The 22,364-nt window shown below is 66.5% G+C and carries 22 protein-coding genes and 5 tRNA genes; 4 read left to right on the top strand and 23 right to left on the bottom strand.

Annotation, left to right across the window (positions count from 1 at the left end; all coding sequences use genetic code 11):
- From ACIQTU_RS05930 to ACIQTU_RS05920, 3 genes are all read right to left on the bottom strand, one after another.
- On the bottom strand, positions 1–560 hold a 560-nt coding region (locus ACIQTU_RS05930), incomplete at its 3' end, for a GTP-binding protein (RefSeq protein WP_400543680.1).
- A gap of 60 nt (positions 561–620) precedes the next feature.
- Positions 621–694 (bottom strand) — tRNA-Gly (locus ACIQTU_RS05925).
- 94 nt (positions 695–788) lie between these two features.
- Positions 789–872, bottom strand: a tRNA-Tyr gene (locus ACIQTU_RS05920).
- A gap of 147 nt (positions 873–1,019) precedes the next feature.
- Here ACIQTU_RS05920 and rlmB point away from each other — a divergent pair.
- Entirely contained in the window at positions 1,020–1,895 is an 876-nt protein-coding gene (gene rlmB, locus ACIQTU_RS05915) for a 23S rRNA (guanosine(2251)-2'-O)-methyltransferase RlmB (RefSeq protein ID WP_400543677.1), read from the top strand.
- A gap of 90 nt (positions 1,896–1,985) precedes the next feature.
- Complete coding sequence (locus ACIQTU_RS05910) at positions 1,986–2,831, top strand: TerC family protein (protein ID WP_400543674.1); 846 nt, start codon at positions 1,986–1,988, stop codon at positions 2,829–2,831.
- A 60-nt stretch (positions 2,832–2,891) separates the two neighbouring features.
- On the opposite strand, the gene metG is transcribed toward ACIQTU_RS05910, so the two are convergent.
- The 6 genes from metG to ACIQTU_RS05880 all read right to left on the bottom strand — a co-directional run bounded on the left by metG (position 2,892) and on the right by ACIQTU_RS05880 (position 11,071).
- Entirely contained in the window at positions 2,892–4,601 is a 1,710-nt protein-coding gene (gene metG / locus ACIQTU_RS05905) for a methionine--tRNA ligase (RefSeq protein ID WP_400543671.1), read from the bottom strand.
- Between the two features lie 73 nt (positions 4,602–4,674).
- Positions 4,675–6,033: an MATE family efflux transporter gene (locus ACIQTU_RS05900; RefSeq protein ID WP_400543668.1), complete on the bottom strand. Its 1,359-nt coding sequence runs from the start codon at positions 6,031–6,033 to the stop codon at positions 4,675–4,677.
- 51 nt (positions 6,034–6,084) lie between these two features.
- Positions 6,085–6,480, bottom strand: a complete 396-nt coding sequence (locus ACIQTU_RS05895) for a DUF1489 family protein (RefSeq protein ID WP_400543665.1) — start codon at positions 6,478–6,480, stop codon at positions 6,085–6,087.
- Positions 6,481–6,489: 9 nt separating this feature from the next.
- Positions 6,490–8,487 (bottom strand): biotin carboxylase N-terminal domain-containing protein, encoded by a 1,998-nt coding sequence (locus ACIQTU_RS05890; RefSeq protein ID WP_400543662.1) that lies wholly within the window; start codon positions 8,485–8,487, stop codon positions 6,490–6,492.
- 9 nt (positions 8,488–8,496) lie between these two features.
- Positions 8,497–9,399 (bottom strand): enoyl-CoA hydratase-related protein, encoded by a 903-nt coding sequence (locus tag ACIQTU_RS05885; RefSeq protein WP_400543659.1) that lies wholly within the window; start codon positions 9,397–9,399, stop codon positions 8,497–8,499.
- A 79-nt stretch (positions 9,400–9,478) separates the two neighbouring features.
- A complete protein-coding gene (locus ACIQTU_RS05880; RefSeq protein WP_400543656.1) occupies positions 9,479–11,071 on the bottom strand; it encodes a carboxyl transferase domain-containing protein in 1,593 nt (530 codons plus the stop codon).
- Positions 11,072–11,152: 81 nt separating this feature from the next.
- On the opposite strand from ACIQTU_RS05880, the gene ACIQTU_RS05875 reads away from it, so the two are divergent.
- The gene (locus ACIQTU_RS05875; protein ID WP_400543653.1) at positions 11,153–12,952 is read left to right on the top strand and encodes a patatin-like phospholipase family protein; all 1,800 of its coding nucleotides are present in this window, start codon (positions 11,153–11,155) and stop codon (positions 12,950–12,952) included.
- Here ACIQTU_RS05875 and ACIQTU_RS05870 read toward each other — a convergent pair.
- The 14 genes from ACIQTU_RS05870 to murA form a co-directional block, all read right to left on the bottom strand.
- Positions 12,885–13,676: a methyltransferase domain-containing protein gene (locus ACIQTU_RS05870; RefSeq protein WP_400543650.1), complete on the bottom strand. Its 792-nt coding sequence runs from the start codon at positions 13,674–13,676 to the stop codon at positions 12,885–12,887. The two genes, ACIQTU_RS05875 and ACIQTU_RS05870, sit on opposite strands and share 68 nt — an antisense overlap.
- 42 nt (positions 13,677–13,718) lie before the next feature.
- Positions 13,719–13,795 (bottom strand) — tRNA-His (locus tag ACIQTU_RS05865).
- An 82-nt stretch (positions 13,796–13,877) separates the two neighbouring features.
- Positions 13,878–14,627 (bottom strand): M48 family metallopeptidase, encoded by a 750-nt coding sequence (locus ACIQTU_RS05860; protein ID WP_400543647.1) that lies wholly within the window; start codon positions 14,625–14,627, stop codon positions 13,878–13,880.
- A gap of 138 nt (positions 14,628–14,765) precedes the next feature.
- Positions 14,766–15,476: an energy transducer TonB gene (locus ACIQTU_RS05855; RefSeq protein WP_400543644.1), complete on the bottom strand. Its 711-nt coding sequence runs from the start codon at positions 15,474–15,476 to the stop codon at positions 14,766–14,768.
- An 18-nt stretch (positions 15,477–15,494) separates the two neighbouring features.
- On the bottom strand, positions 15,495–15,926 hold the full coding sequence (locus tag ACIQTU_RS05850; protein WP_114817772.1) for a biopolymer transporter ExbD: 432 nt from the start codon (positions 15,924–15,926) through the stop codon (positions 15,495–15,497).
- Between the two features lie 5 nt (positions 15,927–15,931).
- Positions 15,932–16,846 carry a MotA/TolQ/ExbB proton channel family protein gene (locus ACIQTU_RS05845; protein ID WP_400543640.1) on the bottom strand — a complete coding sequence of 305 codons (915 nt, stop codon included), beginning with the start codon at positions 16,844–16,846 and terminating at the stop codon, positions 15,932–15,934.
- A gap of 441 nt (positions 16,847–17,287) precedes the next feature.
- Positions 17,288–17,363: transfer RNA gene (locus ACIQTU_RS05840), tRNA-Phe, on the bottom strand.
- Positions 17,364–17,436: 73 nt separating this feature from the next.
- Positions 17,437–17,595 (bottom strand): DNA gyrase inhibitor YacG, encoded by a 159-nt coding sequence (locus tag ACIQTU_RS05835; protein WP_400543794.1) that lies wholly within the window; start codon positions 17,593–17,595, stop codon positions 17,437–17,439.
- Positions 17,592–18,626, bottom strand: coding sequence for a ribonuclease E/G (locus tag ACIQTU_RS05830; protein ID WP_400543637.1), 1,035 nt, complete (start codon positions 18,624–18,626; stop codon positions 17,592–17,594). The genes ACIQTU_RS05835 and ACIQTU_RS05830 overlap by 4 nt, the downstream gene beginning before the upstream one ends.
- Position 18,627: 1 nt before the next feature.
- Entirely contained in the window at positions 18,628–19,227 is a 600-nt protein-coding gene (locus ACIQTU_RS05825) for a Maf family protein (RefSeq protein WP_400543633.1), read from the bottom strand.
- Positions 19,228–19,235: 8 nt separating this feature from the next.
- The gene (infA, locus tag ACIQTU_RS05820) at positions 19,236–19,454 is read right to left on the bottom strand and encodes a translation initiation factor IF-1 (RefSeq protein WP_008261544.1); all 219 of its coding nucleotides are present in this window, start codon (positions 19,452–19,454) and stop codon (positions 19,236–19,238) included.
- Between the two features lie 102 nt (positions 19,455–19,556).
- A complete protein-coding gene (locus ACIQTU_RS05815; RefSeq protein WP_400543626.1) occupies positions 19,557–20,024 on the bottom strand; it encodes a UPF0262 family protein in 468 nt (155 codons plus the stop codon).
- Positions 20,021–20,503, bottom strand: a complete 483-nt coding sequence (locus ACIQTU_RS05810) for a DUF2948 family protein (RefSeq protein WP_400543623.1) — start codon at positions 20,501–20,503, stop codon at positions 20,021–20,023. Before ACIQTU_RS05810 ends, ACIQTU_RS05815 begins: the two co-directional genes overlap by 4 nt.
- Positions 20,493–21,782, bottom strand: coding sequence for a UDP-N-acetylglucosamine 1-carboxyvinyltransferase (murA, locus tag ACIQTU_RS05805; RefSeq protein ID WP_400543620.1), 1,290 nt, complete (start codon positions 21,780–21,782; stop codon positions 20,493–20,495). Before murA ends, ACIQTU_RS05810 begins: the two co-directional genes overlap by 11 nt.
- Positions 21,783–22,154: 372 nt before the next feature.
- On the opposite strand from murA, the gene ACIQTU_RS05800 reads away from it, so the two are divergent.
- Positions 22,155–22,229 (top strand) — tRNA-Thr (locus tag ACIQTU_RS05800).
- The last annotated feature ends 135 nt before the right edge of the window (positions 22,230–22,364 follow it).

Here is a 22,364-nt window from a genome sequence, read left to right as displayed (position 1 = left end):
CCGATGTGGGCGTCGCGGCCTTCAACGGCGGCCAGAGCCGAGCCCTTGACGACCGGGATGTCGTCGCCCGGGAACTGGTAGGACGACAGAAGTTCACGAACTTCCATTTCGACCAGCTCGAGCAGCTCTTCGTCGTCGACCATGTCGACCTTGTTCAGGAACACCACCAGAGCCGGAACGCCGACCTGACGCGACAGCAGGATGTGCTCGCGCGTTTGCGGCATCGGGCCGTCAGCGGCCGAGCAGACCAGGATCGCGCCGTCCATCTGGGCGGCGCCCGTGATCATGTTCTTCACGTAGTCGGCGTGGCCGGGGCAGTCGACGTGGGCGTAGTGACGGTTTTCCGTCTCATATTCCACGTGCGAGGTGTTGATCGTGATGCCGCGGGCTTTTTCTTCCGGGGCGGCGTCGATGTCGGCGTAGTTCATCGCCTTGGCGCCGCCGGCCTTCGCCAGCGTCATCGTGATCGCAGCCGTCAGCGTCGTCTTGCCGTGGTCAACGTGGCCGATCGTGCCGATGTTGCAGTGCGGCTTAGTGCGTTCGAACTTTTCCTTGGCCATGGCCAAACTCCTGTGGCCCGGGTCCAAAGCGGAGGGGCGCTTCTGCTCAGTTCAAAAATCTGGAGCGGGTAGACGGGATCGAACCGACATCCTCAGCTTGGAAGGCTGCTGCACTACCATTGTGCTATACCCGCGCGAAGAATGCGTTGCCCCAACCCCGCAAGAGGTTGGCGTTTCCGCACCCGATTCCTTTTCTGGGTTTCCGTCCTCTCGGCCTCGAAACGCGCGTGGTGGGGGAAGAAGGACTCGAACCTTCGAAGCTTTCGCAGCGGATTTACAGTCCGCCCCCTTTGCCACTCGGGACATTCCCCCAGCGCGCGTTTTCAAAACCGGTCTGGATACGCAACAAGATGATCTTTCGATCATTTTTATCGCGAAAGCCTTCGTGTCCGGCGACGCCTGCAGTAGAGGAAGCGCCTGACCCGAAGCCCTGGGGCCCAAATCGGAGGCCGTCTTATAGTGTCGTCATTTTCAGAACGCAACGACCGGAAACCCGGTAAAAAGCAGTCTTTCCACAAACGCGTGGAAAGTCGGCCCGAGAAAGGTTGGTCGCCTGCGCCAACAGGCCGTTCTGGGGGCGATTCCGCCCCCAAACCCCCGCGCGGCAGGGCTGATGCGGATAATTTTATCTGGGGCCGCCATCCGGTTTTAGCCGCCTTGGCCAATCCGACCCGCCGCGGAACGGGCCGTTTGATGGTCACGGAGGACCGAGCCGCTGAAATCGAACGGGAAAATCTGGCGAACGGCCACCGAATCGAGGTGATCGATTCGACCGCGCTGGCCCGGATGCTGCCCGCCGGAGCCGTCCATCAGGGCATGGTCTTCAAGGTTCAGCCGCTGGAAGGCGTCTCTCTGGAAGAGATCGCCGAGGAGGCCAGCGGCGTCATCGTCATGCTGGATCAACTGACCGACACCCAAAACGTCGGCGCCATCTTCCGCTCGGCCCTGGCCTTCGGGGCCAAGGGAATCGTGGTGCAGGACCGGCATTCGCCCGCCCTGGCCGGCGCCCTGGCCAAGGCGGCGGTCGGCGCCACCGAGCGCCTGCCCTGCGCCCGCGTGACGAATCTGAGCCGCGCCCTGGAGAAGCTGGCCGACATGGGCTGGCGCGCCGTGGCCCTGGACGGGTCCGCCGAGCAGACTCTGGAAGAAGCTCTCGATTCGCGCCCGACCGTCCTGGTCATGGGCTCGGAAGGCGACGGCGTGCGCCGCCTTGTGGCGGAACACTGCGACGTCCTGGCCAAGATCCCCATGCCGGGCGGCTTCGAAAGCCTGAACGTCTCCAACGCGGCGGCCATCGCCCTCTATGAAGCCGCGCGCGCGCAACGCGTCGGCTGATTGATCGCCTCCCGTCGGCCTCGGCCGGCGGGAGGATCACTTTACCTGCGGCGTCTTGGCGCAGCTTTCCTCGGGGCTTAATGAACCCGCATGGAATTTCTCTCTGACCCCCATCTCATCAGTCAGGCCACCGCCCTCGGCAAGGTTCTGATGATCGACCTGGTCCTGGCGGGCGACAACGCCGTGGCCGTGGGCCTGGCCGCCGCCGCCCTGCCCCAGGAACAGCGCCGCAAGGCCATTCTGATCGGTCTGGCCGCCGCCGTCGTCATGCGCATCGGCCTGGCTCTCATCACCGTCCAGCTTCTGGCCATCGTCGGCCTGCTGCTGGCCGGCGGCTTCCTGCTTCTGTGGGTCTGCTGGAAGATGTGGCGCGAACTGCGCGAGCAGGCCACCCACGATCAGGCCGAGGCCGAAGCCGAGATCGAGCGCGCCCTGGCCATCGAAAACGGCGGCGGCCCCTCGCCCGAGGAACTGGGCCTGAAGCGCAAGACTTTCGGCGCCGCCCTGATCCAGATCATGATCGCCGATCTGACCATGAGCCTGGACAATGTGCTGGCCGTCGCCGGCGCCAGCCACGACCACCCGTGGATCATGGTCTTCGGCCTGATTCTGTCGATCGCCCTGATGGGTTTGGCCGCCAGCTTCATCGCCAAGCTGCTGAACCGCTATCGCTGGATCGCCTACATCGGCCTGGCCATTGTTCTGTACGTCGCCCTGCACATGATCTGGGACGGCGGGCGCTCGGTCATCGTCCGCACCGGCCACGCCGACCAGTTCAACGCCTCGGCCCCCGCCTTCCTCGACATCAGCCCCGAGGAACAGGCCAAGCACATGAAGCACGCCAGCGCGGGCAGCAAACACGCCACCCCCGCCGCCCTGCCCGGCGGCCGGGAGCAACGAAACCCGCCGCCCGTCGAGGCCGCGCCCGCCCACTGACCCGACAGCAAAAAGGCCCGGAGCGATCCGGGCCTTTTCCTTATCCAGCGATCAGAAGGCTCAGCCCTCGGCGCCGCCGAAGCGTTCGGTCCATTCGGCGACCTGGGCGTCTTCGATCTTGGCGAACAGGACGGCGGCGGCGGCGACCGTCTGACCGGCCGGCACCAGGTTCAGCAAGTCGGCCTCGGCGGTCGGCCAGGACAGGTCGGTGGCGCTGACCGTGGCGCCGATGCGTTCGGCGCTGCCCGGCATGAAGGGGGCGGTGATGCGGGCGAACAGGGCGACCAGCGACAGGCCGGTGCGGACGACCACAGCAGCGCGGTCGCGGTCCGTTTTCAGCGCCGTCCAGGGGGCGGCTTCCTGCAGGTATTCGTTGCCCAGCACCCAGAGGGCGCGCGCCGCCTGAGCCGCCTTGCGGAACTCCATAGCCTCGAACTCGGCGGTCAGGGCTTCCAGACCGGCTTTCAGGTCGGCCGCCAGCTTGGCTTCCAGCGGACCGGCCTCGCCGCCCTCGGGCACGACGCCGTCGAACTTGGATTCCGTGAACTTGACGATGCGGTTGACGAAGTTGCCCAGGACGTCGGCCAGGTCCTTGTTCGTCGTCGCCTGGAACTGCTCCCAGGTGAAGGCGGCGTCGGAGTGTTCCGGGCCATAGGCCGTCAGGTGCCAGCGCCAGTAGTCGGCGGGCAGCAGCTCCAGCGCCTGATCCATGAAGACGCCCCGGCCCATGCTGGTCGAGAACTTGCCGCCGTACCAGTTCAGCCAGTTGAAGGCCTTAAGTTGGTCGACCGTCTTCCAAGGCTCGCCCGAGCCCAGGATGGTGGCGGGGAAGCTGACGGTGTGGAAGGCGACGTTGTCCTTGCCCATGAACTGGACATAGCGCACGTCGTCGGCGCCCTCGTCCAGACGCCACCACGAGCGCCAGTTTCCACCCGACTGTTCGGCCCACTCCTCGGTCGCGCCGATGTATTCGATGGGGGCGTCGAACCAGACGTAGAAGACCTTGCCCTCCATGCCCGGACGCGGACCGCCGTCGGGACCGACGACCGGCACGCCCCACTTCAGGTCGCGGGTGATGCCGCGATCGATCAACCCCTCGTCCAGATGCTTGTAGGCGATGGAACGGGCCAGCGGTTGCCAGCCCTCCGAACGGGCATCGACCCAGCCGCGCACCTCGTCCGCCACCTTGGTCTGCAGCAGATAGAGGTGGCGCGTGTCGCGAACCTCAAGGTTGCGGCTGCCCGAGACCGAGGAATAAGGATTGATCAGATCCATCGGGTCCAGCAGCCGGCCGCAGTTGTCGCACTGGTCGCCGCGCGCCTTTTCATAGGCGCAGTGGGGGCAGGTGCCTTCGACATAGCGGTCGGGCAGGAAGCGGGCGTCGTCGATCGAATAGATCATCCGATCAACGCGTTCCTCGATCAGACCGCGCTCTTCCAGCACCTTGGCGAAATGCTGGGTCAGGCGCTTGTTCGGTTCGTTGGAACTGCGGCCGAAGACGTCGAACGACAGGCTGAAGGCGTCGGCGGCCTTCTTCTGAACCTGATGCTGCTCGTCGCAATAGGTGCGGACGTCCTGGCCTGCGGCGGCGGCGGCCAGCTCGGCCGGGGTGCCGTGTTCGTCGGTGGCGCAGACATAGAGGACGTCATGCCCCTGGCCGCGCTTGAACCGCGCCCAGACATCGGCGGGCAACATGGACCCGGCCAGATTCCCAAGGTGCTTGATGCCGTTGATGTAGGGCAGCGCCGAGGTGATGAGGATGCGGGCCATGGTCGTCCAGTCTGCGGGAGGAAGCAGACGGATATAGAGGCCCGTTACGCCCGCGTCACCCCGCCGTCACGCCTCAGGCCGGCAGCCGCTTGGCGATCCGCACGAAGCGTCCCGTCAGCAGCGCGCCCGAGATCAGGCTGGCCACGATGACCGACCAGACCAGACCGTCGACGCCGATCCGGTGCGCTAGCCACCAGCCCAGCGGGATCATGATGATGCCGTAGGACAGCAGGTGCATCAGCGTCGGCCAGACCACGTCGCCCGCCGCCCGGTTGGCCTGGGCGGCGACCACCTGCTGGGCGTCGGCGACGAAGAAGAGGGTCGCCAGCACCAGGGCCGGGGCCGCGATGGCCAGAATGGCCGGGTCGGTCGTATAGGCGCTGACCACCAGAGGCGCGGTCAGCCACAGGCCGACGGCGATGATGAAGGCCAGCACCGTCACCACCCCGATCCCCGCCAGACCGCCGCGCATGACGCCGGCCTTGTCGCCCGCGCCGTAGCTGCGCCCCACCAGAACCGCCGTCGCCGACGACAGGCCCATGGGCACCATGAAGACGATGGCGGAGACGTTGATGACGACCGCCCAGCTGGCCGTCTCGGCCGCGCCCAGCTGACCGGCGAAGAGGGTCATGGCGGCGAACGCGCCGACCTCGATGAAGTTGGACGAACCGGCGCCGACGCCGACCTTGACCTGCTCGCGCTCGACCGCCTTGTCACGCTTCGGCTTGTTGAACAGGCCCCATTCCTTCGCCTCAGGCAGGCGCAGGATGAAGATCACCAGGAAGACGGCCAGCGCCATGCGGGCGCCGAAGGTGGCCCAGGCCGAAGCCTGGGCGCCATGCATGCCGAGGCCCAGAATGTCGGGCACCAGCAGAAGGTTCAGAGCCAGGTTGACCGCATTGGCCACCCACATGGCGACCATGCCGGCCTTGGGTCGATGCAGGCCCTCAAGGAAGAACTGCGCCGCGACCGAAATCAGATAGGCGGGCATGGACAGGGCGAAGATCATCAGGACCGGCGAGGCGCCCTCGCCCAGTCCGTCTTCCAGCCCCATGTGGCGCAGGCCGAACGGCCCCAGCGCCATCAGGGCGATCATGGAGACGAAACCGATCTGCATGGCGTAGACCATGCCGCGCCGCAGGACCGCGCCGACCTCGTCCTTGCGCCCCTCGCCCAGCAGACGGGCGGTCATGACCTGCACCCCCATCATCAGCCCGACCGCCGTGGTCAGCACGACCGACGACGGCGCCCAGGCCAGGGAGTGATAGGCCAGTTCGCGGCTGGCGTAGTGGCCGACGACGATGGCGTCGGTCAGGCCCATGGTCATAATGCCCAGACGCGCCAGCACGACCGGCCAAGCCAGCTTCAGCAGCTCGGACAGGGTTTCGCGGGTTTTGAAGCTGAACAGGGCCTTGGTCATCGGACGCCGCAACAGCCACGCCCGGGGCTGCGGGTCAAATGATTTTCGGGCCGTTTCAGGCGCCTACCAGGCGCCCAGTTCGCGCAGCTCGCGCGCCAGATCGTCGGGCAGGTCCGTCGCCTCGGCCACGGACAGGTCCGGCGGCACGTCCTTGTCGAAATAGCGCCAGCCCTGAAACGGTCGCCTAGCCAGGGGCGCGGTGCGGATGACCTCACTGTCCAGCTTGATCTCGCAACGGCTGGCCTTACCCTCGCCGATGGTGGTGATGTCGAGGATGCGCTGACGGCATGTCACCGAGCCCTTCATGACCCAGTAGAGCGAGCCGCCGTCCTCGATCTCGGCGGCGCGCTTGGGCGTCATGCGGGTGTGGACGATGCGCCAGTCCGAACGCGCCGCGTTCGCTTCCAGCGTCTCGACCTCGGACACGCCGACGCAGAGTTTGATCATGTGAAGAGGCATGGGCGGGACTCAGGAAGCCTCAGCCGCCTTCACCACGGCGAGAACCGCGCCGTCCACAACCTGATCGCCGACGGCGACGTTGAACTCGACCACCACGCCGTCGAAGGGCGTGGTCAGGGCGTGCTCCATCTTCATGGCCTCCAGCACCAGAATCGGCTGGCCCTTGGTCACGACGTCGCCAGCCTTGGCGGGCGCGGCGACGATCTTGCCCGGCATGGGAGCGCGCAGGCCGCCGTCGGAGGCGGAGCCGCCCGCGCCGGCGCTGGCCTTGCGGCGGCGGAACTCGATGACGTCGCCGTCGTCGAAGACCACGATCCGTTCGGCGTCCGGTGCAAAGGCGGTGACGACCTCGCCGTCGACCACGACCAGATCGGTCTCGCCATAGACGCGGGCGCTTTCGTCCCCCACGCCGACGTCAAAGCTCGACTGACGCCCGTGCCAGCCGGGCTCGCCGGCCAGGGTCACGTCGTGATGCTGGTCGCCGTGGTGCAGGGCCGTGCGCGACTGGGCCGCGCCGTTCATGCGGAAGCCGAACAGGCCCGCCCGCCACGGCGCCAGAGACTTGTCCTCGACGTCGAAGGCGGCGGCGTCGGCCTCAAGCCCGATCAGGCCGGCGGCGGCGGCGACCGCGCGCGGGCTGCCTTCCGACTTCAGCAATTCGCCTTCTTCCGCCCCGATGAACCCGGTATCCACATCGCCTTCGACAAAGCGCGGGTGGTCCAGGCAGCGGGCCAGGAAGCCGGCGTTGGTGCGGACCGGCCAGACCTCGACTTCGCGGCAGGCGTTGGCCAGGCGGGCGGCGGCGGCTTCGCGGCTGTCAGCGTGGACGATCAGCTTGGCGATCATCGGGTCGTAAAACTGGCTGACCTCGCCGCCCTGCTCCACGCCGGTATCGACGCGGATGTCGTCGGGCATGACGAAGTGATCCAGCTTGCCGATGGACGGCAGGAAGCCGTGGGCGGGGTCCTCGGCATAGAGGCGGGCCTCCATGGCCCAGCCCTTCATGGGAATCTCGGCCTGGGCCAGCGGGATCGGTTCGCCCGCCGCGACGCGCAGCTGCCATTCGACCAGATCGACGCCGGTGATGGATTCCGTGACCGGGTGTTCGACCTGCAGGCGGGTGTTCATCTCCATGAACCAGATGCGGTCGGCCTTCAGACCGTCCGAGGCGTCGGCGATAAACTCGATGGTCCCCGCGCCCTGATAGTTCACGGCCTTGGCGGCGCGGACGGCGGCGGCGGTGACGGCCTCGCGCGTGGCGGCGTCCATGCCCGGCGCCGGGGCCTCTTCAATCACCTTCTGGTGGCGGCGTTGCAGCGAGCAGTCGCGCTCATGCAGGTGGACGACATTGCCGTGGCTGTCGCCGAAGACCTGCACCTCGATGTGGCGCGGACGGGTGATATAGCTCTCGATCAGGACGCGCGGGTCGCCAAAGGAGGACTGGCCCTCGCGCTGGGCGCTGGCCAGACCGTCGGCGAAGTCCTCAGGCCTATCGACCTTCTTCATGCCCTTGCCGCCGCCGCCGGCGACGGCCTTGATCAGGACCGGGAAGCCGATGCGGTTCGCCTCGGCCGTCAGGGTCTCGACCGACTGGTCCTCGCCCTGATAGCCTGGGGTGACGGGCACGCCCGCCTCTATCATCAGCTTCTTGGCCGCGTCCTTCAGGCCCATGGCGCGGATCGAGGACGGCTGCGGGCCGATCCAGACGATGCCCGCCGCCATGACCGCCTCGGCGAAGTCGGCGTTCTCGGACAGGAAGCCGTAGCCGGGGTGGATGGCCTCGGCCCCCGTCGCCTTGGCCGCCGCCAGCACCTTGGCCGCATCCAGGTAGGATTCGCGCGCCGCCGCCGGGCCGATCAGCACCGCCTCGTCCGCCTCGCGCACGTGCAGGGCGGCGGCGTCAGCCTCGGAATAGACGGCGATGGTGCGCAGGCCCATGCGGCGGGCGGTGCGGAAGACGCGGCAGGCGATCTCGCCGCGATTGGCGACCAGGACGGACTTGAACATTCGGCTACCTTATTGCGTCCAGCTAGGGGCGCGCTTGTCGAGGAAGGCGCGGACGCCTTCCTGGCCTTCTTCCGAGACGCGGGCGCGAGCGATGCGCTTGGCGGTCTCTTCCAGCAGGCGATGGTCGATGGCCTCGCCCGCCAGGTCGTTCACCAGACGCTTGGCCTCGCCCATGGCGCCGGGGGCGCAAGTCGTCAGGCTGTCGGTCAGCATGGAGATGAACTCGTCCACCGAACCTTCCGGCAGGACCAGGTCGATCAGGCCCGCGTGGGCGGCGTAGTCAGCGTCGAAGATGTTGGCCGTCAGGAACAGCTGGCGGGCGCGGCGCGCGCCGACGGCTTCGATGACATAGGGGGCGATGGTCGCGGGGATGAGGCCCAGCTTGACCTCGGAGAAGGCGAAGCGCGCCCCCTCGACCGCCACGGCCATGTCGCAGGCGGCGACGATGCCCGCCCCGCCGCCCATGGCCGCGCCCTCGACCAGGGCCACCGTCAGGGCCGGCACGTCGTGCAGGGCCTTGAGCATTTTCGCCAGACCCATGGCGTCGTCGCGGTTGTCGGCCTCGGACCAGCCGGCGGCGTCGGCCATCCAGTTCAGGTCAGCGCCTGCGCTGAACGTCCCGCCCGCGCCGCGGATGAAGACCACGCGCACCCGGTCGGCGCCCTGCAGGGTCTCGAACGCCTCATAGAGGGCGGCGATGGTGGCGGCGTCGAAGGCGTTCTTCTTCGCCGGGCGGTTGATGGTGACGAAGACCACGCCCGACGGCAGGGCGTCGATCTTGACCAGGTCGTCGTTCGCGTCCGGCGCCGGATCGGCGACGAAGGGATGGGCGATGGCGTTCATCTCGGCCGCCTCGGCGTCGGTGACGTCCAGGGCGTTCAGGTCTTCTTCGGTCGGCTTCTGGTCGGTCATGGTCGGCTCCTTCGCCGAGGTGAAACGCGGCAGCAGGGCTTTGGTCCTTGCTGCGGATCAATGTTGAGCTTTCGCCCGATTACATGCGGAAGACGCCGAAGGTCGTCTCGGGGATGGTGGCGTTCAGGCTGGCGCTGATGGCCAAGCCCAGGACGTCGCGGGTCTGGACCGGGTCGATGACGCCGTCGTCCCACAAGCGGGCGGTGGCGTAGTAGGGATTGCCCTCGTCCTCGTACTTCTGACGGATCGGCGCCTTGAAGGTCTCGGCTTCTTCCGGCGTCCAGGTGTCCGCGTCGCGGTGGACGGTGGCCAGGACGCTGGCCGCCTGCTCGCCGCCCATTACGCTGATGCGGCTGTTGGGCCAGGTGAAGAGGAAGCGCGGGGAATAGGCCCGGCCGCACATGCCATAGTTGCCGGCGCCGAAGCTGCCGCCGATCAGGACGGTGAACTTGGGCACCTCGGCGCTGGCGACCGCCGTCACCAGCTTGGCGCCATGCTTGGCGATGCCCTCGGCCTCATATTTGCCGCCGACCATGAAGCCCGAGATGTTCTGCAGGAAGAGCAGCGGAATCTTGCGCTTGCAGGCCAGTTCAATGAAGTGCGCGCCCTTCTGGGCGCTCTCGGAGAACAGGACGCCGTTGTTGGCCAGGATGGCCACCGGCTGACCCCAGATGCGGGCGAAGCCGCAGACCAGGCTGGTGCCGTAAAGCGCCTTGAACTCGTCCAGCTCCGAGCCATCGACGATGCGGGCGATGACCTCGCGCACGTCATAGGGGGCGCGCACGTCGTCAGGGATGATGCCGTAGAGTTCAGCCGGGTCATAGGCCGGGACGCGTGGCTCGCGCACGTCCAGCGGCTGAGGCTTGGTGGTGTTCAGATTGGCGACGATGGCGCGGACGATCTCCAGCGCGTGCTCGTCGTTCTCGGCCACATGGTCGACCACGCCGGACTTGCGGCCGTGAGTCTCGGCGCCGCCCAGTTCCTCGGCCGAGATGACCTCGCCGGTCGCGGCCTTCACCAGCGGCGGGCCGGCCAGGAAGATGGTGCCCTGATTGCGCACGATCACCGTCTCGTCGGACATGGCCGGCACATAGGCTCCGCCCGCCGTGCAGGAGCCCATGACGCAGGCGATCTGCGGGATCGACTTGGCCGACATCCGCGCCTGATTGAAGAAGATGCGGCCGAAGTGGTCGCGGTCGGGGAAGACCTCAGCCTGGTGCGGCAGGTTGGCCCCGCCCGAATCGACCAGATAGACGCAGGGCAGATTGTTCTGCTCGGCGATCTCCTGCGCCCGCAGGTGCTTCTTGACCGTCAGGGGGAAGTAGGCGCCGCCCTTCACCGTCGGGTCGTTGGCGACGATCATGACCTCGCGGCCCGAGACCCGGCCCACGCCGCAGATCATGCCCGCGCCGGGGGCTTCATCGCGATACATCCCGTTGGCGGCCAGTTGGCCGACCTCGAGGAAGGGCGAGCCGGGGTCCAGCAGGCGCTCGACCCGGTCGCGCGGCAACAGCTTGCCCCGCGCCACATGGCGGTCGCGGCTGGCGTCGGAGCCGCCGCGCGCGGCCTTGGCCACCTTCTCGTAAAGCTCATCCCGCAGGGCGCGATTGTGCGCATCCAACGATTTGAAAGCAGGACTGTTGCGATCGACAGCAGAAATCAGCTTGGGCATGCCCCAAGGTTTAGGAGGCTTCCGCCTCGGGTGGAAGCCGTTCTGTTTCCCGTCCGACGAAATCCGGCCTAAACCCCAAGCATGGCTGCTGAACGTCCCGATACGCTGCCCGACTCGCTTGAGGCCGCTCTCGCGCGCGTCTTCGAGGGCACGAAGAACACCCGCGCCAGCTGGTTCGCCCTGACGCGGGGCGAACGGCTGTTCTCGGCAGGCGATCCCGCCGACACCCTCTACCTGCTGCGCGCTGGCCGGCTGGGCGTATTCCGCGACGATAACGGGCGCGGGCCCCAGTTCATCGGCGTCATCAAGCCCGGCGATCCGGTAGGGGAAATGGCCATGCTGGCGGGCACGACCCACATGGCCAATGTCGTCGCCCTGCGCGACAGCGACGTGGTCGCCCTACCCCGCGACGCCTTCTTCGAGGCCGCCCGCAACGAGCCCGCCCTGATGGCCGAACTGGGCCAGATCATGCTGATGCGGGCGCGCGACCGGAACTCCACCGGATCGGATCCGACCGTCTTCGGTTTCGTCTCGGCCCGAGCCCAGCCGATTCGCAGCTTCGTCGAACGGGTCGCCCGCGCGGTCGAGGCCCAGGGCTTCAGCTGCCGCGTCGTCGATCACACCGCCCTGTCTTCCGCCGCCGAATGGTTCTCCAGCGTCGAGGACGCCCACGACTACGTCCTCTATGTCGCCGAGTCGGACGAACCCGGCTGGGCCTCCCTGTGCGCCCGACAGGTCGACCGGGTCTTCATCGTGGGCGACGCCGACCACAAACCGCACGCCCCCGTCCTGCCGCCCGAGATCGAGGACGAGGCCCACCCGCTGACCGACCTGATCCTGCTGCGCCCGGCGCACATGGCGCGGCCCACACGAACGCGCGCCTGGCTGGACGCCTTCCGGCCCGGTCGCTGGTTCCATGCGGTCGAGGGCCTGTTCGACGACACGGCGCGCATCGCCCGCATCGTCACCGGCTCAGCCGTCGGGGTGGTGCTGTCGGGCGGCGGCGCCCGCGCCTACGCCCACATCGGCGCGCTGCGGGCCCTGCGCGAAGCCGGGATGCCGATCGACTTCATCGGCGGCTCCAGCATGGGCGCCGTCGTCGCCGCCGGCCCCGGTCTCGGCTGGTCGGACGAGGAACTGGACGAACGCATCCGCAAGGCCTTCGTCGACTCCGATCCGCTGTCGGACATCGCCTTCCCCATCATCGCCATGACCCATGCGCGCAAGGTCGCGGGCCTGATGCAGGACGCCTATGGCGACGTGAACATCGAGGACATGCCCCTGCCCTTCTTCGCCGTCTCGACCAATCTGACGTCAGGCAAGGTCGAGGTGCATCGCGAAGGCATGCTGCGCCACGCCCTGCGCGCCTCGATCTCCATTCCCGGCGTCATGCCGCCCGTGGTGATGAACGGTCAGGTGCTGGTCGACGGCGCAGTACTGCGCAACTTCCCCAGCGAGGTCATGCGCCGCCTGAACAGCGGCCCCGTCGTCGGCGTGGACGTGTCCCAGACGCGCGGCGTCGACCCCAAGGCGCTGGAAGACCCGCCGTCCTGGTGGCGCTGGATCGTTTCGGGCGCCTGGAAGAAGGGGCCGCCGATCGTATCGGTGCTGATGCGCTCCGCCACCCTGACGACCGAGGCCGAACTGATGCAGGCGCGCGCCGACACCGACCTGCTGATCCTGCCCAGGCCCGAGGGCGTCGATATCCGCGACTGGAAGGCCTACGCCCCGGCGGTGTCCTCAGGCTACGCCGCGACGAAGGCCGCGCTGGCGACGCTGAAATGCCCGGTCGAGCATCTGCATCGCCACCGCATCAACGACGCTGCGCTACAAGAAACAGACGAGGAAATGGTAGAAGAGTCGCCCCGTCCGCCCGCCTAGGGAAGGCCGACGCCAGACGTTCGCCCAGCGCCTGCAGGAAAGCCCCCTGCATCGCGGGATCGCCCGCCAGCGCGGTCAGATAGGGCCGCAGCGCCGTGCCCTTCATCCATTCCAGCACGGCGTTGTCGCCGTTCAAAACGTGCAGATAGGTCGTCGACCAGATGTCGATGTCGTCGCACAGCGGCGCCAGAGCTTCGTAATAGGCCTCCGCCGCAAGCAAGGGCGCGATCGTGTCCACACCGGTCAGAGCCGAGGCCCACGGCCCCTTAGCCGCCGTCTCGCGCATGATTGTATGATGGCGCGTCTCCCAGGCCATGGGCATCTGCACCGCCAGCAGGCCGCCGGGCGCCAGCGCTTCAGCCAGATGCGCAAACAGGGCCGCGTGGTGGGGCAGCCATTGCAACGAGGCGTTGGCCAGAATCAGATCGGCCGGCTGCGCCGGCCTCCAACGTGCGATATCACCGACGGACCAGTCGATATCTGCGGACAGGAAGCGAGCCTGCTCCAGCATGGCCTCACTGGAATCCATGCCGTGTACATGGGCGTCAGGGTGACGGCGCTTCAGCAGCGCCGCGTGCTGACCGGTCCCACAGCCCAGATCCCAGATTTGGGCAGGCGAGAAATCTTCCGGCAAACGCACCAGAAGATCGAGCGCGGCGCGATCGCGCTGGGCTTCAAATCGGTTGTACTGGCGGGGGTCCCACAGGGGGGATGCTTCGCTCATCTGCTCAACACTCCACTCGCTGAAAGCGATTCGTTGGAGTGATGGTACCGCCTCTCAGGCTTGAACTGAGGACCTCCGGTTCCACAAACCGGCGCTCTAACCAACTGAGCTAAGGCGGCGCGATCAACGCGAGGCCGGTTCTCTAGCGGGCCTCGCCTCTGTCAGCAATACGCTTATTCAGGAATTTCACTTTATCCCCCGTCAGTTCCAGCCCCGGCTGGCGATATACTGCTGCAAAGCGGCGATCCGGGTTTGATCCGAGGGGTGGGTCGAGGTGAATTCGGGCCTTCCTGACTGACGCTGCTGCGCCATCAGTCGCCAAAGGGCGATGGATTCCGAGGGCTTGTAACCGGCAGCCGCAACGTAATCGACGCCCAGACGGTCAGCCTCGAGTTCGTGACTGCGCGAGAAAGGCAGCAACAGGCCCAGTTGCGCGCCCATGCCGCCCAGCGCGCCGACTGCCTGAGAATAATCCCCTGCCCGGCTCTGGACTGCGCCGAGCACCAGACCCGTCGTAGACTGGGTCGAATAGCGTTCGGCGGCGTGGCGGGCGACGACATGGCCGACCTCATGGCCGATCACAGTCGCCAACTGGTCGTCGTTCTGCACCAGCTTCAGCAGGCCAGTGGTGACGCCGATCTGGCCCGACGGCAGGACGAAGGCGTTGGGGCTGGCGTCCTCGAACACCGCATAGTCCCAGTTGCGCCCCCCCAGACCGGCCGCCTGCACGATTCGCCCGCCGACACGACGTACGCGCTCGTTCTGGGCCGCGTTGGTCGACACCTTCTGCGACCTCAAGGTCTCAGCCCAGGCCGCGTTCGACTGCTGCATTAGGGCGCTGTCGTCGACGATCAGGAACTGATTGCGACCTAGGCTCTCGTTGTAGGCGCAGGCGCCAAGGGTCAGGCCCAGGGCGGTCGCGACGGTGATGAGGACGACGGCTTTTTTCACGGCAAGCTCCAGACTTGGTCCGATGCGGATCATGAGCAAGGCCCGCTCGAAACGCCAGTCTGCAGCCAGGGGATCCGCGCAAAGAAAAACGCCCCGGAGTTTCCTCCAGGGCGTTCAACCTGATCTCGTGAGAGATCCTTAGTCCAGACGGAAGCGGGTCGTGAACTCGACGCGGGCGCCGACGGCGGCGCCGTCAACAGTCCGCGGCGCCAGACGTCCCGAACGGGCCGCCCGAAGAACCGCTTGGCCGAAACCGGCGCCGGCGGGATCTTCATCCACGATGCGGCAATCCGAGAGGCTGCCGTTCGGGGCAACCGCGCAGTTCACCTTGGCCGAACCCGCTTCAATGCCGCGCGACTGGGCGCGTTCCGGGAATTCCGGCGCGACCTGGCGAGACCAGCTCGGGTTGGTGATGACCGAAGGCTTCGGCGGCGCGGGCGGAGCCGGCGGAGGCGGAGGTCCGGGGACGATCACGGGCGGACCCGTGTATTCCTGACGGTCTTCCTTCTTCGTCGGTTCGATAGCCACAGTCACCGGAGGCGGAGGAGCCTGGGTGTTGATCTGCGGTTCACGCACCTGAAGCTTCGGCGGCGGAGGGGTGTCCGGCGGCGGCGGCGGCGGCGGCGGCGGCGGCGGCGGAGGGGGAACCTCCATCAGCTCGACGTCGACGGCCTCGTCCTCGTAGGTCATCTCCTTCAACACGAACTTGTTGTTATACAAGTACAGGCCCGCCAGGGCGTGGACGATCACCGAAACGGTGATGCCCACGACGGCGCCGGTCGAAAGCTTCTTCTTCTTCTTCGGCGGATCCAGGATTGGATCACGGTGGACGTGAGGTTCAGCTGTCATGCTATGCGCCCCGCCCCCTTACGAGTTGTCTTCGCCAACCAGGGCGACGCTGTAGAAACCATTGTCCTGAAGGGCGTTCATGACCTGCATGAAGTCGCCGTACCGGGTCTGCTGGTCTGCACGAATGAAAATACGTTCTTCCGAAGGGTTCCTGCGTCCGATCTGCACCCGCAGGTCATCGCCCAGCGCACCAGGAGAAGACTTGAGGTCGCCGATCCAAACATCGCCATCGTTCTGGATGGAGATGAAGACCGGCGTCGGCGGATTCTTGCCCGGAGGAGCAACGGCGCGAGGCAGTTTCACCGGCACCGACACGGTGGCGAGCGGAGCCGCCACCATGAAGATGATGAGGAGGACGAGCATGATGTCAACGAAAGGCGTGACATTGATCTCGGCATTAGCCTCGACGGTGTACTTGCCGCCGCCGGAACCGGAAAGTTTGGCGGCCATCCGTCTTACGCTCCCTTGTCGAGCTGACGCGAGATGGCGTTGATCAGTTCAGCGTTGAAGCCGTCCGAACGCGTGCCGTAGTTCGAGATGCGCGTGTTGAAGTAGTTGTAGAAGATAACGGCCGGGATAGCGGCGAACAGGCCGATACCGGTAGCCAGCAGGGCTTCAGCAATACCCGGAGCAACGACGGCCAGGTTGGTCGTGTTGGACTCGGCGATGCCGATGAAGGAGTTCATGATGCCGTAAACGGTGCCGAACAGACCGACGAACGGACCGGTCGAACCCGTCGAAGCCAGGAACTGCTGGCCGCCCGACAGGCGCTTCGGCAGACCCGCTTGAACGGCGGCGACGGCGGTTTGGGCGCGCAGCAGAGCCGAGTCGCGGTGATCGCCGGTGACGCTCAGGCCAGCCTGACGCGACAGTTCGATTTCCTCGGTGGCGGCGGCGGCCATGTCGGCCAGCGGGTTGCCGTCAAAGTCTTCCGAGGTGGCGACGCGACGCATGTCAGCGATCGTGCGGGCGCCGCGGAAGGCTTCCAGGAAGCGGTCGGTGGTTTTGTTCAGGGCGCCGAACTCGAGCAGCTTGATGAGCAGCATGGTCCACGACAGGACCGAGGCCAGCAGCAGGCCGATCATGACGATCTTAACGACCGCGGTGGCTTCCATGAACATGGAGACCGGGGTGATGCCGCCGCCGCCGTGGCCGCCGCTGACCGAGTCAGCAACAGTCGAGGGATCAGCAGCGGGAGCGGCGTCGGCGGCGGGAGCAGCAGCGTCGGCGGCCGGAGCGGCGGTCGAAGCAGCGGCTGCCGGGGCAGCGGCCGGGGTTGCGGCGTCTTGCGCCAGAACCGGCGAGCTCGCCATCAGGACGGCGGCGCCGGCCATTGCGAGGAGGATATTCGTCTTCTTGCTATCGAGCATTGTTCGCCAGTTCCTGCTTTGGTCTGACACGTGGAACCCAAGACACGGACCGCGTCAGTCGGCCGTCCCTATAATGAAATTTCACCACCGACGAGATCGAGCTCGCCGAGTGGAACCACCTCCCGCAACGTTCGTTCGAAAACGACCGTCGCCGCCAAGGTCCAGGACACAATATCCCGGTAACCCCGACCTGCAAGCAGGAATGCGGTTAAGACCCTTTGGCGAACGCCTATCTTAGCGTCAAGTCCGCAAAGTTTCTTTTCCCCTTCGCACGTGCAGCAATCGTGGAGTTGGGCAAAATATTTGCGATTTTTGTAATGGCGACGACACGAAAACGTCGCATCACGCCACGTTACGGGAATGCAATTCCCATGGCGAAATTTAGGCCATTTTGCGGCACAGCTATCCCGTGGGCGGGGAGCATTAACTTATGTGGGGAAGTGGTGCCTGGAGGCGGGTTCGAACCACCGACACGCGGATTTTCAATCCGCTGCTCTACCAGCTGAGCTATCCAGGCCTTGCGACGTCGCCGCGAGAGGCGGGTCTATAGGCGAGGCTGACGGGGCTGTCCAGACGCCAATTCACTCAATTCAGCGATCTTTTTCATCTTCGACCACTTCTTCGGTCGGAATGGCGTAGCCGCCGGTGAACCAGCGTTGCAGATCAACGTCGGCGCAACGCTTGGAGCAGAAGGGCTTGTAGGCCGGAACGGCCTCCTGGCGGCGACAGATGGGGCAGAGCGACATTATGGGGCCTCTTCAATTCGAACGCCGTGGACCGCCGACGCATCCGGCGCCACCCCCGCGCGAGGGCCTAGCGCCTCAACCAAGGGCGCAACGAGCGCCGCCTCATCCGGCATGCAACGCGCGACGTAGCGCGGCGTCGCGGGATCGGACAGCAAGGCCAGCCGCAACTGGCGTACGACATTCATGGCGCGGGTCTCGAGCGTGAACCGCCCTGCCCCGTCCAGAAGACGCTCGTCCAGCGGCGTGCGCCGCCACGGCAGCGAAACCTGCATCAGACCGAACCGGCTCAACGGCCCGAACGCCGCCTGAGGCTCGGCCGCGAAGGCGGCGCGGACCATCTTCACTATAGTGTCGCCGTGCAGGCCGACGCCGATCAGGTCAATCACCACCAGGCCGCCCCAACCTTTCAGCGTCAACAGGCGCGCCGCGTGCGACAGCCCGGCACGGTTCGCCGCCTCACGGTTCTTGCGGGTATCGCGCCCCGGCGCCGGCGCATGATCGATATCGATCGCGATCAGAGCGCGAGTACGTTGAATCATCAGATCCAGACCGCTGCTCGAATCGACGACAGCGCCGGACAAGGCGTCCTCCTCGGCCTCCAAGGAGGCGCGGATCGCGCCGACGCCGGTCTGGGGTTCAACGCCAAGCGCCAGATCGGCCAGAATCGCAGCAACGTCGGGCCCTGGCGCCAGCAGGCGCGGCGCGCCGGCAGCGTCGCCGAGACGACGCAACACCGGCCCCTTGCGTTCACGTGGCTCGGCGACGACCTCGACCTCGATCTTGCCCCCCTCCCCCGCCTTGTCGTCCTTGCCCAGAGGCAGGAAGCCGAATGGCTCGCCCACGCCGAGATCGACGAAGGCGCCGCGCAAGGCCGGTTCGACCCGCACGATGCGGCCGACGCAACGCGCGCCCAGCCGATCGCTCGGCCGGTCGCTGTCACGGTGCAGGATCAGATGAGTAAAGAGGCCGTCGCGGGCGATGACGCCGCGGGTCTCGCCCGGCGCCTCATCGAGGAAGACCTCGATATCGGCCACGTCAGGCGTTCCTGGGCCGCCAGCCGGCGCCCCGAAGCAGGTTGGCCGCTTCATAGAGAGGCAGCCCCATGACCGCCGGATGACTGCCGACGATACGGCGCACGAAGGCGGCGGCCGCCCCCTGGATGCCATACCCGCCCGCCTTGCCGCGCCACTCGCCCGAGGCGACATAGGTGGCGATCTCTTCGGGCGACAGGGTCTTGAAGGAAACGCGGGTGTCGACGACCCGGCATGTCGCCTCGCCATTGGCGATCACGACGACGCCGGTGAAGACGCGGTGATTGCGACCCGACAGCAGTTCAAGGAAGCGCTTGGCCTCGGCCTCATCCGCCGGCTTTTCCAACAGGCGGCGGCCAAGAGCCACCACCGTATCGGCGGCCAGAACGATAGCGTCAGGTGAACGCGCCGCCACAACCTCGGCCTTGCCGCGCGCCAGGCGCTCGGCCAGACGCGTCGGCGTCTCGCCTTTCAGCGGCGTCTCGTCGATGTCGGCGGGATCAACATGATCGGGAACCACCCCGATCTGCGCCAGTAGTTCAATGCGGCGCGGGCTCGACGAGGCCAGAACCAGCCTAGGAGCCGAAAGGTCAGGACGCGACACGCGCGTCCTTACTTGAAGCGATAGGTGATGCGACCCTTGGTCAGATCATAGGGCGTCATTTCGACCAGCACCTTGTCGCCCGCCAGAACGCGGATGCGGTTCTTGCGCATCTTGCCGGCGGTGTGGGCGATGATCTCGTGGTCGTTTTCCAGCGTCACGCGGAACGTGGCGTTCGGCAGCAGTTCGCTGACGGTGCCGGGGAACTCGAGAAGCTCTTCCTTGGCCATGCGGTCTCTCTCGCCCGGAAAAACGGCTTAAGGCTCGCGTCGGGCGTGAACGCGAGCCGTGAAGGAGGCGCCTAATGCACCAAAACGCCGAAATAGTCGAGTTCAGCCGCGTCGATAGACAGCGCAAACCAGCGTGAACAGCCGACGAGCGGTTTCCTTGTCGATCTCCACCTTGCCTTCGAGACGCGCTTTGAGCAGTTCGGCGCCCTCGTTGTGCAGGCCGCGACGGCCCATATCGACCGACTCGATCTGGCTCGGCGAGGAGCCGCGCAGGGCCTCATAATAGCTTTCGCAAATCAGGGCGTAGTCGCGGATCACCGTCTTCATCGGCGACAGCGACAGGACGTGGGTCCGCGAGAAGTCCGGTCCCGAAATGTCGAAGGCTAGCCGGTTATCCTGCGACGACAGGCGCAAGATATAGGGTCCGCCCTCGGCGCCTTCCGGAGCAAAGCTGTTCTGTTCGATCAGATCGAAGATGGCGACGCGGCGCTGATGCTCGATCTCGGCCGTCGCGGCCGGAAGGGTCGCGGCGTCGACTTCGATCGACGACAGCTTGTGCGGGCCGCTCATGATTGGCTCTCGTCCAGATGGGTCGGGGCGACGCGGGCGGGCCAGCGGTCGGACAGGTCGGTCAGCACGGCGTCCAGGCATTCCACGTCGATGCGCAGGTCCCCGCCGCCGGCGAACATCAGGATGACCCGGCCGCCGGGAGCCTCGGTCGGCTCGAAATCGAGCGCCAGCAGTTCCAGCGCCGCTTCCGGCAGGCGCGGCAAACGGCGGCTCTTGACCGCCTCGACGTCGCCGAACTGCATGGCCGCCATAACCCGCGTGCCGCCGCACTCCCAGCAGAAGCGCGACAGGACGATGGTCAGACGCCGGGCGTCCTTTTCCCAGCGGATGTCGACAGGCCGCATGATGGCGTCCTGAAGCGCGGCCGAGATGATCTGCAGATCGACCGCGTCCTCGGCCAGCAGACGCAGAGGCTCCATCGGGGCCAGAGCTTCGGCCGCCGCGTCGTCGTCAGAGATCGCCTCGGCCTCAGTGCTCATCCGCTCCGCCTTTCACGCGCCGCACGTCGGCGCCGCAGGCTCCAAGCTTTTCTTCCATCCGCTCGAAGCCGCGATCCAGATGATACACGCGACCGACCGTGGTTTCGCCCTCGGCGACCAGACCGGCCATGACCAGGCTGATCGAGGCCCGCAGATCGGTGGCCATCACCGGAGCGCCGTGCAGCTTCTCGACGCCGCGCACATGGGCTTCGCCCGCATGTACCGAGATGTCGGCGCCCAGACGCGCCAGTTCGGGCGCGTGCATGAAGCGGTTCTCGAAGATGTTTTCGTGGATGACGCTCGTCCCCTCGGCCGTCGTCATCAGGGCCATGAATTGGGCCTGCAGGTCGGTGGCGAAGCCCGGATAGATTTCCGTCGTGACGTTGACGGCCTTGAGCCGCTGCGTCGGGTCGCGGCGCACGATGACGCCGTCGGCGGTGGCTTCGATCTCGACCCCGGCCTCGACCATCTTGTCGGTCAGGGCGGTGATCAGGTCGGCGCGGCCCTTGGTCAGGCGTACCTCGCCCCCGGCCATGGCGGCGGCCAGGGCATAGCTGCCCATCTCGATCCGGTCGGGAATTACCGACCAGGTCGCGCCCGACAGCGACGACACGCCGGTGATGGTCAGGACGTCGGTGTCCAGACCCTCAATCTTGGCGCCCATGGCGATCAGGCAGCGGGCCAGATCGCCGATCTCGGGCTCACGCGCGGCGCGCTTCAGCACCGTCGTTCCATTGGCAAGGACGGCGGCCAGCAGGGCGTGCTCGGTCGCGCCGACAGAAACGAAGGGAAACTCGACCTCGGCCCCCTGCAGCCCCTTGGGCGCATGGGCGGAGACATAGCCCTCCTCCAGCTCGATCTCCGCGCCCATGGCCGTCAGGGCCATCAGGTGCAGATCGACCGGACGCGCGCCGATGGTGCAGCCGCCGGGCAGCGAGACCTTGGCCTCGCCCGAGCGGGCCAGCAGCGGCCCCAGGACGTTGAACGAGGCCCGCATCTGGCGAACCAGATCATAGGGGGCGAAGGTCGAGGTCAGCGTCGGCGCATGGAACAGGGTCTCCTGCCCGTCGGCGCCGTTGCGCTCGGTCACCTCGACGCCGAACTGCTGCAGCAATTGACCCAGGAACCGGGTATCCGCCAGACGCGGCATATTGGTCAGCAGCAGGGGCTGATCCGTCAGGATCGAAGCCGCCATCAGCTTGATGGCCGAATTCTTGGCGCCGCTGACCTCGATCTGGCCGTTCAGGCGGTTGCCGCCGTGGATGACGATGCTGTCCATGGAATCTTTCGCGGCCGGAAACACCACGCCCCGGCGAACCGCTTATCTAGCAAGCCCTTACGCCCTCGCGAAAGAGCCGTGTGCGCGCAAGGACGATGACTTTCAGTTGCGTTCCGTAGCGGGGCGAGACGCGGCGGCCGGGGCCTTGCGGCGTTTCAGATTCGTCCGCAGAGCCGCAGCGAGGCGAATGGCTCGCTCGGCCTTGGCCTTCTGCTCGCGTGTTGGCTCCACGACCGGAGCGGCGGGAACGGCGTCTTTTGGCGGGGTATCCATGTTGTGCAGCAGAGCCCGTGCAAAGTTTTTGATCAAGCATGCATTTTCCGCTTGGCCCCGCCGAAGTCGTTGGCTATACGGCCGCTCTCCTCGTTGAGGGCCGCCGTAGCTCAGTGGTAGAGCGCATCCTTGGTAAGGCTGAGGTCGTGGGTTCGATTCCCCCCGGCGGCACCATCCGGACCCTTGCAGATCAATAGTTTGCAAGGGTCCGGTCCAATATCCCTACAATCAGATGCGATGTCCTGACGCGGTCGAAATGTATACGTTCGACGCCTGACGTCTGGCCAAAACCATGCCGCGCCCGCTAGA

It is taken from the genome of Brevundimonas sp. NPDC090276 (assembly GCF_044772165.1).
Lineage (GTDB): Bacteria > Pseudomonadota > Alphaproteobacteria > Caulobacterales > Caulobacteraceae > Brevundimonas.
Note: the sequence above shows the minus strand (reverse complement) of the source record. Positions and strands in the feature narration are given on the sequence as shown.

Coding starts and splice junctions, on each gene's coding strand:
- ACIQTU_RS05910 (WP_400543674.1), top strand. CDS start 1,986: ATGGAATTTCTCTCTGACCCCCATCTCATCAGTCAGGCCACCGCCCTC.
- metG (WP_400543671.1), bottom strand. CDS start 4,601: ATGGCCCGCATCCTCATCACCTCGGCGCTGCCCTACATCAACGGCATC.
- ACIQTU_RS05895 (WP_400543665.1), bottom strand. CDS start 6,480: ATGCCTCTTCACATGATCAAACTCTGCGTCGGCGTGTCCGAGGTCGAG.
- ACIQTU_RS05890 (WP_400543662.1), bottom strand. CDS start 8,487: ATGTTCAAGTCCGTCCTGGTCGCCAATCGCGGCGAGATCGCCTGCCGC.
- ACIQTU_RS05885 (WP_400543659.1), bottom strand. CDS start 9,399: ATGACCGACCAGAAGCCGACCGAAGAAGACCTGAACGCCCTGGACGTC.
- ACIQTU_RS05880 (WP_400543656.1), bottom strand. CDS start 11,071: ATGCCCAAGCTGATTTCTGCTGTCGATCGCAACAGTCCTGCTTTCAAA.
- ACIQTU_RS05875 (WP_400543653.1), top strand. CDS start 11,153: ATGGCTGCTGAACGTCCCGATACGCTGCCCGACTCGCTTGAGGCCGCT.
- ACIQTU_RS05870 (WP_400543650.1), bottom strand. CDS start 13,676: ATGAGCGAAGCATCCCCCCTGTGGGACCCCCGCCAGTACAACCGATTT.
- ACIQTU_RS05855 (WP_400543644.1), bottom strand. CDS start 15,476: ATGACAGCTGAACCTCACGTCCACCGTGATCCAATCCTGGATCCGCCG.
- ACIQTU_RS05850 (WP_114817772.1), bottom strand. CDS start 15,926: ATGGCCGCCAAACTTTCCGGTTCCGGCGGCGGCAAGTACACCGTCGAG.
- ACIQTU_RS05845 (WP_400543640.1), bottom strand. CDS start 16,846: ATGCTCGATAGCAAGAAGACGAATATCCTCCTCGCAATGGCCGGCGCC.
- infA (WP_008261544.1), bottom strand. CDS start 19,454: ATGGCCAAGGAAGAGCTTCTCGAGTTCCCCGGCACCGTCAGCGAACTG.
- ACIQTU_RS05815 (WP_400543626.1), bottom strand. CDS start 20,024: ATGAGCGGCCCGCACAAGCTGTCGTCGATCGAAGTCGACGCCGCGACC.
- ACIQTU_RS05810 (WP_400543623.1), bottom strand. CDS start 20,503: ATGAGCACTGAGGCCGAGGCGATCTCTGACGACGACGCGGCGGCCGAA.
- murA (WP_400543620.1), bottom strand. CDS start 21,782: ATGGACAGCATCGTCATCCACGGCGGCAACCGCCTGAACGGCCAGATC.